At 35.1% G+C, this 9087-nt stretch carries 11 protein-coding genes; 2 read left to right on the top strand and 9 right to left on the bottom strand.

The genetic code is table 11. The features are described 5' to 3' along the window. Nucleotides 1–390, top strand: a 390-nt coding sequence (locus SOY52_RS10640; protein WP_320848932.1) for a dCMP deaminase family protein, incomplete at its 5' end; no start/stop codon positions are given. A 616-nt stretch (nt 391–1006) separates the two neighbouring features. Continuing rightward, on the top strand, nt 1007–3559 hold the full coding sequence (gene xdh, locus SOY52_RS10635) for a selenium-dependent xanthine dehydrogenase (protein WP_320848931.1): 2553 nt from the start codon (nt 1007–1009) through the stop codon (nt 3557–3559). Here the strand turns inward: xdh and SOY52_RS10630 are convergent. From SOY52_RS10630 to SOY52_RS10590, 9 genes are all read right to left on the bottom strand, one after another. Next, nucleotides 3547–4401, bottom strand: coding sequence for an HRDC domain-containing protein (locus tag SOY52_RS10630; protein WP_320848930.1), 855 nt, complete (start codon nt 4399–4401; stop codon nt 3547–3549). The genes xdh and SOY52_RS10630 overlap by 13 nt on opposite strands. Beyond that, nucleotides 4398–5327, bottom strand: coding sequence for a DNA-processing protein DprA (locus SOY52_RS10625; protein WP_320848929.1), 930 nt, complete (start codon nt 5325–5327; stop codon nt 4398–4400). Before SOY52_RS10625 ends, SOY52_RS10630 begins: the two co-directional genes overlap by 4 nt. Beyond that, nucleotides 5314–6204, bottom strand: coding sequence for a 2-dehydropantoate 2-reductase (locus SOY52_RS10620; protein WP_320848928.1), 891 nt, complete (start codon nt 6202–6204; stop codon nt 5314–5316). Before SOY52_RS10620 ends, SOY52_RS10625 begins: the two co-directional genes overlap by 14 nt. Before the next feature lie 78 nt (nt 6205–6282). Next, nucleotides 6283–6594, bottom strand: coding sequence for a helix-turn-helix domain-containing protein (locus SOY52_RS10615; protein ID WP_320848927.1), 312 nt, complete (start codon nt 6592–6594; stop codon nt 6283–6285). A gap of 2 nt (nt 6595–6596) precedes the next feature. Beyond that, entirely contained in the window at nt 6597–7193 is a 597-nt protein-coding gene (locus SOY52_RS10610; RefSeq protein WP_320848933.1) for an iron-sulfur cluster assembly scaffold protein, read from the bottom strand. 11 nt (nt 7194–7204) lie between these two features. Further along, nucleotides 7205–8374: a cysteine desulfurase family protein gene (locus SOY52_RS10605; protein ID WP_320848926.1), complete on the bottom strand. Its 1170-nt coding sequence runs from the start codon at nt 8372–8374 to the stop codon at nt 7205–7207. Nucleotides 8375–8539: 165 nt separating this feature from the next. Then, complete coding sequence (locus tag SOY52_RS10600; RefSeq protein ID WP_320848925.1) at nt 8540–8707, bottom strand: hypothetical protein; 168 nt, start codon at nt 8705–8707, stop codon at nt 8540–8542. Nucleotides 8708–8719: 12 nt separating this feature from the next. Then, the gene (locus SOY52_RS10595) at nt 8720–8854 is read right to left on the bottom strand and encodes a hypothetical protein (RefSeq protein WP_320848924.1); all 135 of its coding nucleotides are present in this window, start codon (nt 8852–8854) and stop codon (nt 8720–8722) included. After that, a partial coding sequence (locus SOY52_RS10590; protein ID WP_320848923.1) for a hypothetical protein occupies nt 8841–9087 on the bottom strand: 247 nt, incomplete at its 5' end. The genes SOY52_RS10595 and SOY52_RS10590, both read right to left, overlap by 14 nt.

Raw genomic sequence — 9087 nt, 5'->3', positions numbered from 1 at the left:
CAAGTTGGAGCATGCATTGTAAATGAACAAAAGATAATTGTAGGAGTAGGTTATAACGGCTTTCCAATTGGTTGTGATGATGATAAGTTACCTTGGGATCGTGAAGGTTCCTGGTGTGAAACAAAATATCCATATGTTTGTCATGCAGAGCTAAATGCAATTTTGAATTCCCGCGGGGACTTGCATGGTGCAACTCTTTATGTAGCCCTCTTTCCTTGTAATGAATGTGCAAAGGCAATTATTCAATCAGGAATAAAACGTGTAGTTTATTTATCTGATAAATATCGTGATAGTGATAGCAGCATTGCAAGTAGAAGAATGTTCGATGATGCAGGTGTAAAATACGAGCAATTTGAAAGTAAAGATAAGCAGTTAATAATTAAATTTTAACAAGCTTTGGTTTTACTAATACTGATGCATACTCTCAATTACAGAGGTAAATCAAAGACTTTAAATATTTAAATTTTTTTGGAATATCTTCATTTATTGAAGTAGGAATTTCATTATTCCAAGATGCACCACATGCTATGGCTTCTAATGTTATACATTGCAATTACTGTTTAAAAAGAACAGCAGAAAATACTTCCTACTCTGATGATTTTATTCCATTTGATGAAACTATTAGAGTCAAAAGCTTGGAGGTAATACCTCCAAGAATCCTATAAGCCATAAGTTTTTCTTCATTAGTATATAAAATCTTAATACATTCGTTATATCAAATTTCTATCTCTATCAGGACACTCTTATAAATCAAAATAGTCTGCAACGATATGTTATGTTTGCAGGCACTTATGATTATATATTTATTTATATAATGGATATTTAAGAATATTTAGAAAGAAATTATGTTTTCGTTAAATTTACTACTGATATTATTTGACAAACTAAATTTTTGATGAAAGAATTTAATTGCATTGGTATCACAGACCGCTGTTACTACACAACAGAAGCTAAGCGGCCATGCAAAAAAACAATAACCACAAAAAACAAACGAGGGGGGATAATTGTGTTTTTGCTCAATGTGAACAATAGAGAATATAGCTGTGAAGAAGATAAGAAACTTCTTACTTTCTTACGAGATGATTTACATTTAACAGGAACCAAAGATGGATGCTCAGAAGGAGCATGTGGTGCATGTACTGTAATTGTTGAAGGAAAAGCAACTAGAGCATGTGTATTTACGCTATCTAAATTACAAGGTAAAAAAATAACAACAATTGAAGGATTATCTCAAAGAGAGCGATTAGTATATTCTTATTGTTTTGCAGCCTGTGGTGCTGTTCAATGTGGCTACTGTATACCAGGTATGGTAATGAGCGCAAAAGCCCTATTAGATGTAAATTTAACACCAACAAGAGAAGAAGTTAAAAAAGCTATTAGAGGAAATATCTGTCGCTGTACTGGTTATGTAAAAATTGAAAATGCAATATTACTAGCTGCTGATTACTTTAGATTAAATAAAGAAGTAGTATTTGACTCATCTGATAGTTCATTAGGATCTTCATTTATTCGTGTAGATGCTATTTCAAAGACTCTCGGTGAAGGTATTTATGTAGATGATATAACACTTAAAGATATGTGTTATGCAAAAGCAGTAAGAGCAAAATATCCAAGAGCTAGAGTACTAAAAATCGATAAAGTTGAAGCAGAAAGTGATGAAAGATGTGTAAAAGTAATCACAGCAGAAGATGTACCATATAACCTACACGGACACTTAAAAAAGGATTGGCCTGTATTAATTAAAGAAGGTGAATTAACTCACTATACAGGGGATGCAATTTGCTTAGTTGTAGCAACTAGCAAAAATGCATTAGATGAACTTGTTCAAAAAGTAAAGGTTGAATACGAAGAACTTGAAGGTGTATATGATGTCCATGAAGCCTTAAAGGATGAAATATTAGTTCACGAAGGTGAATCAAACCTCATGCGTAAAGAACACATTGTCCGTGGGGATGCAAAGAAAGCTCTTAAGGATTCAAAGTATACAGTCCATGAAACCTTTACCACCCCACACACAGAACATGCTTTTATGGAAATGGAAGCTGCAATTGCGACTTGGGATGATAATGAAGGCGTTACCCTTTATACTGGTTCTCAAAGTGTATATGATGAACTACACGAAATAACTAAAATCTTAAATTTACCAGAGGATAAAGTTCATTGTATCAGCCAGCTTGTAGGTGGTGGTTTTGGTGGTAAAGAAGATATGTCTGTACAGCACCATGCAGCTCTTGCAGCATACATTACTCACCGTCCGGTTAAGGTAAAACTCACTAGAGCAGAAAGCTTAGCAATACATCCAAAGCGTCATCCAATGGAGATGGAATTAACCCTTGGCTGTGATGAAAAAGGTTTCTTAACAGGCCTTGAATGTACTATTCTTGCTGATACAGGTGCATATGCATCTTTAGGTGGTCCTGTACTACAAAGAGCATGTACTCATGCCGCTGGTCCATATAACTATCAAAATATCGATATAACAGGACTTGCGCTTTACACGAACAATGTACCATCAGGAGCATTTAGGGGCTTTGGAGTTACTCAGTCCTGTTTTGCAATTGAAAGTGCAATTAATAAGCTTGCAGAGATGGTAGGTCTCGATGCATTTGAATTTAGATATCAAAATGCATTAAAGAGTGGAGATACTATGCCAAACGGACAAATTGCTGCTCCTGATACAGGTATAGTAGAGTGTCTTAATGCAATTAAACCATTCTATGAAAAGTATCCAAATGCAGGTATTGCTTGTGCTTTGAAAAATAGTGGTGTTGGTGTCGGTGTTCCTGATACAGGAAGATGTCTTTTATCAATTGAAAATGGTGTTGTACACATTAGAACTTCTGCAGCTTGTATGGGCCAGGGCTTAGCTACTGTAGTGCTACAAATCTGTACTGAGACAACAGGTTTAAAGAGTGATAATTTCATCGTTGAAACTCCTGATACAAGAAGAACTCCAAATAGTGGTACTTCAACTGCATCAAGGCAAACTGCATTTACAGGTGAAGCAACAAGAAGAGCTGCTGAAAAACTTAAAGAAGCATTAGCAGTAAATAGCCTTGAAGAATTAGAAGGAAAAGAATTCTATGGCGAGTTCTGTTTTGAAACAGATCCTATTACCAGTACTAAGCCTCATCCTGTCTCACACCTAGCTTATAGCTACTCTGCTCAGTTAGTTGTATTAAACGATGATGGTAAAGTTAAAGAGGTAATTGCTGTTTGTGATGCAGGAAAGGTAATTAACCAGCTCTCAATTGAAGGCCAAATTGAAGGTGGCGTAGTAATGGGCCTAGGTTATGCATTAACAGAAAACTTTGTTATAGACAAGGGTTATGTTAAATCTAAGTACGGCACATTAAGCCTTATTAGAGCTACAGATGCACCACCTGTCAAAGTTATTCTTGTTCATGGTCCTGAATTTGGTAGTGCTGCATATGGAGCAAAGGGTGTTGGTGAGTTATGTACTATCCCAACAGCACCTGCAGTTGCTCATGCATACTATAAGAGGGATGGACTATTTAGAACCTCTCTTCCTTTAGAAAAGACTGCTTATCGTAAATGATCAAAAGCATTCTTCATTGAAGAACGTAAAAATAACTCAAATCTCTGATTACAAGGTCCCATGATTGAATAAACTTCATCAAGGGACTTTGGATTTTTTTTAGCTAATTCAACAATTTTATGTTTATCTAAAACATAGTAAGAAGGAACATTAAAGCGTTTAGCCACAACATCACGGGCGATAAAATACTCTTTTAATGCAAGACGTTGTTCTTTAGATAATTCTCTAGTTGAGCATAATTTAGTCCAAGGCGGAGTAAGTTTTGGCTTATTACAAGCACACTTTAATAGATATTCAGCGTTCTTTGTTAAGTTTTTATCTTCTACTTCTTTTATTAACACACTCTTTAAATCAAATAAATGCTCAACATCTGAAAGGGCATAACAAATTTGTTCTTCTGAAAGAGGACGCTTTAACCAATTTGTTTGCTGTAATCTCTTTTTATCAACAACTTCACTTTTAACTTTTAAATACGTCTCTTCAAGTGAAACTAAATTACCCATAAATCCTAAAGCCTTTGCTAGGGCTCTTACATCATAAACATTTTCAATTGTAGTCTTATAAGCTTTATAAACGAGAGCGTTATCACTTTGGGCATCAAACCATATCTTTCTTATTGGAGAAGTTAAAAAAGCAATAATCCCTTTTTCACTTACACACTTACTTCTAGGATCAATGATGTAATAATTAGATTTATCAAATATTTGAATTAGACAAAGATGCTCTCCATAAATATGGAGATTAAATTCACCTTCGAAATCAACAGCTATCTCATCTAATGAGCTAATACTATCTAAAAATTTAAAAATCTTTTTATCGCTATCAAGGAGTGTATAGGTCATAAATCGAATAACTCCAATTGTTCATCATCCTTTTTCTTTCTTTCCTTTTTCTTAGGAGGAGTAATTGCTTTTTTTAAATCTCCTTTACGCTTTAATATTGTAACCCCAACCTGCTGAGAAAGCTTTTGAGCATAGGTGTAAATAGGATTAGTTACAAAGGTTTCATAAGCAAGGACTCTACCCTTTTGCTCTAAAAATGATTCTGCTTGATTAAATAATGGCCCACCATCCTTTTCTTCACAAATTAAAAAGTGATCACAAAGGGAAACAAGTAAACGGTTACGCGGAACGGCATACCACTTCTCTACCTTAGCACTTGGAGGGAATTGAGAGACTAATAATCCATTAGTATTTGCAACATTTACCATTAACTCTTTTCCACTCTCAGGAACCGCTACATGAAGAGGCGATGATAAAATTAAAATAATAGGGAGTCCTTGAGAAAGTGCATAAGAAGCACAGTAGTGATCAAGACCAACGTCTAGGGTGGTAACTAATGTAGCATCAGCGGCTTCTATTTCTCTAACTGCACTAATAGCATTATTCTTACCATCTTCACTTGGAGATCTAAAGCCACGAATAGCAACTTTATTTGTCGTTAAAAGCTCCTTTTTTCCAACTAGATATAGAAAATGAATATCTGAACCCTTTAAGCTCTTTGGCCAAATATCGTCAAGCTCCGAGATAATTGTGTAGTCAAAATGATAAGCAGAAAATGCATTACGAAGCCTATAGTAGGTTTCACTAATTTCGTAAGAATTAAATCCTGTTACATCTGTAATTTGGGAGATAATCTCAGGAAGAGTTCTTGTGATATCAGCCTTAAGGGCAACCATGTTGTACATTAAAAAGGCTTTCTTCTCATCTTTTTTTGCAAGAGAAAAGAGTGTTTCATAAAGTAATGCTTCATTTTCATTTTTCCGCATAGCTCTTTGCCTCCACTAAATTAAATAAGAAGTCACAAATAGGTGTATTAATACAATGCTTCTTTCCAAGCTTTGATACACAATAAGAAAAGTATTTATTTTCCGTCATTCGACCATTTTCAATATCTTGTAGCATTGAGGTTTTACCATCATCATGGAGTGCACAGATTGTGCTTATTGCTCTTTGGCCATCTTCAGCTGTTAAATTAACACCTTCAGCATTTGCAACTAAAATAACCTCTTTGATAATCATCCTAGCACAGGCTAATAGCGCCTGGTTATCACACATCTTTCTATAAGTAGTCATTAGTGCACCAGAAAGAGAGTTAAAAGCAGTATTGAGCATAAACTTCCACCAAATCTCTTTTCTAATATCACTTGGAAGACGATATGTTACATTGCAGGTATCAAATAATTTAGTAACCAAATTTAATTCATCACTTTCTCTATTATCTTTTTCCCCTATGAAAATGACACCTCCATTTTCACTGTAACAGTTAATAACATTTTTATCTCTATTACTTGAAAGTGATGTAATAAAAGAATAAAGGACATGAGCATTTGGAAATGCTTTTTCTAGTAATTCTTCACTTTCAACACCATTTAATAATGAGACAATTATTGTGCTACCACCAACATGCTCCTTGATACAATTAATAGCATTAGGTAGGTCAAAGTTTTTGCAAGCAAGAATTATTAAATCTGCAATATCGCTCTTATTTGCAAGAGGAATGTAGTAATGCCTTCCATTTACAGTGAGGCCATCATATTTAATAGCCCTTTTATCATCCATTATTAAATAAAGCTCAGAGCCTTGAATTAATCTTGTACATAGAGGTGCACCTACTGCGCCTGCGCCTAAAACCATTACCTTCATAATGGATAATAATACCAAATATCAGCAATGTCTTTAAGATAAAAAAGAGGAGAATAAATCTCATCTCCTCTTAAAATACTATTTTTTGATATCCACAACTTGTGCTTCAAGCAGAATATCTGGATAACGCGATAAAATATCAAACATCCTACAAGCAAGTGGTGATGGTGTTGACCTCTCATTTTCCCAAGAAACGACAGAGGCAAGACTTACACCAAGTACCTCAGCAAATAGAGATTGAGAGAGCTGTAACTGTTTTCTCAACTTTTTAATGTCTCCACTTTTCCACTTACAAGGAGGTGTAATTGAGACAATATTATATCTTTTATCGACTAACCCTCTTTTAGGATATAGTGCATCCTTAATCTCATCTTTATAGATGCTTAACATAATTATTTACCGTAGATATGTAATAGCTCGTCTAATGTCTCTTTAATTTGTGCCTTACACTTTCCACATGCTGTTGAAGCACCTGTAAGAGCTTGAAGCTCCTCAAAGTTCTTAACCTTATCACTCTTTACAAGCTCTTCGATTTGAACATCTGTTACGCCCTTACATTCACAGATAATCTTAGCTGTATGAGCCTTAAATGGATTTTCACGTCCATTTTTCTCTAGATAATCATCAATTGCAGCACGTAGTGCTTTATCACCAAGAACTGAACAGTGGAACTTGTGTTCAGGAAGACCGCCAAGAGCCTTTGTTATTACATCTGGTGTTAAGTGATAAGCTTCTTCAAGTGTCATACCAACAGCAAGTTCACTCATCATTGAAGTGGAAGCAATTGCACTAGCACAACCATATGTTAACCAACGAAGTGATGCAATCTTATCATTTTCAACCTTGATACCAACTCGCATCTGGTCGCCACAAGCAAGAGAACCAACTTCACCTACTCCATCTGGCTCAAAATTTTCTTTTTCATCCCAGAGGTTTCTTGGATTCATAAAATGATCCTTAACCACATCCGTATATACCCATTGAGACATAAAGCTGCTCATTATTTGAATTCCTTTCTTGTAGACATCCTTCTTACTCTTTCAATTATTGAAGGAAGCTTTTCTAATGTATAGTCGATATCCTCTTCAGTATTATATCTTCCGAGTGAAAATCTGATAGACCCATGTGCTAACTCAACATCCAAACCTGAGGCTAGTAATACATAACTAGGCTCAAGTGAACCAGTTGCGCAAGCACTTCCTGTTGATACCTCAATACCTTCCATATCAAGGTAAAGTAAAATTGACTCACCTTCTGCATTTGGGAATGATACATTCAAAGTACCAGGTAAGAAATCTGTTGGGTGACCATTAATAACTACATGGTCAATTCTCTCTTCAATTCCCTTTCTAAGGCGTTCACGAAGAGCAAGAAGTTTATCATGCTCCTCCTTTAAATTCTCTCTTGCAAGCTTTGCAGCTTGACCAAGTCCAATGATATTTAAAGTATTGTATGTACCTGCTCTATAACCTTTTTCCTGGTGACCACCATGAACAAAAGGTGTGAGAGGAGCTTTATTTGCAACATAAAGGACACCTACTCCCTTTGGACCATAGAACTTATGTGCAGAAAGAGAGAGATAGTCTACACCGCACTCTTTTACAGATACCTTAATCTTCCCGATTGCTTGAGTTGCATCACTATGGAAGTAAGCACCACACTCATGAGCAAGCTTTCCGATTTCTTTAATATCCTGGATAGTACCAGTTTCATTGTTACCCCACATAACGGAAACAAGAGCAACATCATCGCCAAGTAAGCTCTTTAATTCATCAAGTCTTACCTTTCCATGAACATCAACAGATACTTCATCTATCTTATAACCCTTTTTCTTAAGGTACTTTACTTCCTCAATAATTGAAGGGTGTTCGATAGTTGTTGTTATAATTCTATTTCTTTTACTTCCTTCATCTATTAAATCTCTGAAAGTTGAAAAAACAGTATTATTCGATTCCGATGCCCCTGAAGTGAAGTAAACACCACTCTTATCTCCGTCTATAAGAGTTGCTACCTCCTCACGGGCCCATTCTATAGCACTTGCTGCATCACGACCACAACTATGCATACTAGATGCATTAGCGTAGAGTGACTCATTTTCATGCATTATCTGTGCAACTTCACTTGCCATTTGTGTAGTTGCATTATTATCGAGATATACAAACTTATTCATATTTGACCTCTGATAGTAAATTAACTTTAATATCTATCATAGTCAAGCTACAAATTACACTCAAAAAATTTACTACTATATCATTATCTCTTTTTAATAAAAAGAATTCTGCCTGTCATAAATAATATGAGAGGCAGAAAGCGTGTATAATGGAATAATAAAAAATTAGTAAGGTTCTCTAAGACTTGGATTAAGAGTTAATATTGCAAGCTGTATAGGACGAGGTAAAGTTCTAAATTCTTCTGTTTCTAAGAATTTTTCAATAACAATTCGAGCTTCTTTTCTCTTATTTGCAGCATCCTTTCTGCCTGGTCTAGTTAAAGCATCACCCATAAAATTTCTCCTTCAAATTAATAAAGCGATAATAAAACACATACCTGCTAACACCATAAGACTAAGAAGATAATCAATTTTCGAATCTTTCTTATCTTCAGCTAAAGCGAGTTCAAAATCCTCTGTTGTAAATTCAACATACTTCATGTAAAACCTCCTGCTTAAATGAGTAGATACGTCTTTCCTTCAATGTAGGAGCAATAATTATTAAAGCTTCTTGAACATCACTAGGTAGACTATAGAAATCACCAGCATCAATAAATTCTTGTAAGATTTCTTTAGCAATTCTTCTTTTCTCAGCAGCTATCTTTCTGCCAGGTCTCTTTACAACTTCATCCATATCACTTCCTCCCTTTACAATTAAGAGTTTATGACAGGTA

The organism is Bullifex sp. (assembly GCF_034103065.1).
Taxonomy (GTDB): Bacteria; Spirochaetota; Spirochaetia; order Sphaerochaetales; family Sphaerochaetaceae; genus Bullifex.
The sequence above is the reverse complement of the archived record's forward strand: the minus strand, read 5'-3'. Positions and strand labels throughout refer to the sequence as shown.

What these genes read in the sequence shown, in the direction of transcription:
- SOY52_RS10630 (WP_320848930.1), bottom strand. Translation starts at nt 4,401, where the DNA reads ATGACCTATACACTCCTTGATAGCGATAAAAAGATTTTTAAATTTTTA.
- SOY52_RS10625 (WP_320848929.1), bottom strand. Translation starts at nt 5,327, where the DNA reads ATGCGGAAAAATGAAAATGAAGCATTACTTTATGAAACACTCTTTTCT.
- SOY52_RS10620 (WP_320848928.1), bottom strand. Translation starts at nt 6,204, where the DNA reads ATGAAGGTAATGGTTTTAGGCGCAGGCGCAGTAGGTGCACCTCTATGT.
- SOY52_RS10615 (WP_320848927.1), bottom strand. Translation starts at nt 6,594, where the DNA reads ATGTTAAGCATCTATAAAGATGAGATTAAGGATGCACTATATCCTAAA.
- SOY52_RS10610 (WP_320848933.1), bottom strand. Translation starts at nt 7,193, where the DNA reads ATGTCTCAATGGGTATATACGGATGTGGTTAAGGATCATTTTATGAAT.
- SOY52_RS10605 (WP_320848926.1), bottom strand. Translation starts at nt 8,374, where the DNA reads ATGAATAAGTTTGTATATCTCGATAATAATGCAACTACACAAATGGCA.
- SOY52_RS10600 (WP_320848925.1), bottom strand. Translation starts at nt 8,707, where the DNA reads ATGGGTGATGCTTTAACTAGACCAGGCAGAAAGGATGCTGCAAATAAG.
- SOY52_RS10595 (WP_320848924.1), bottom strand. Translation starts at nt 8,854, where the DNA reads ATGAAGTATGTTGAATTTACAACAGAGGATTTTGAACTCGCTTTAGCT.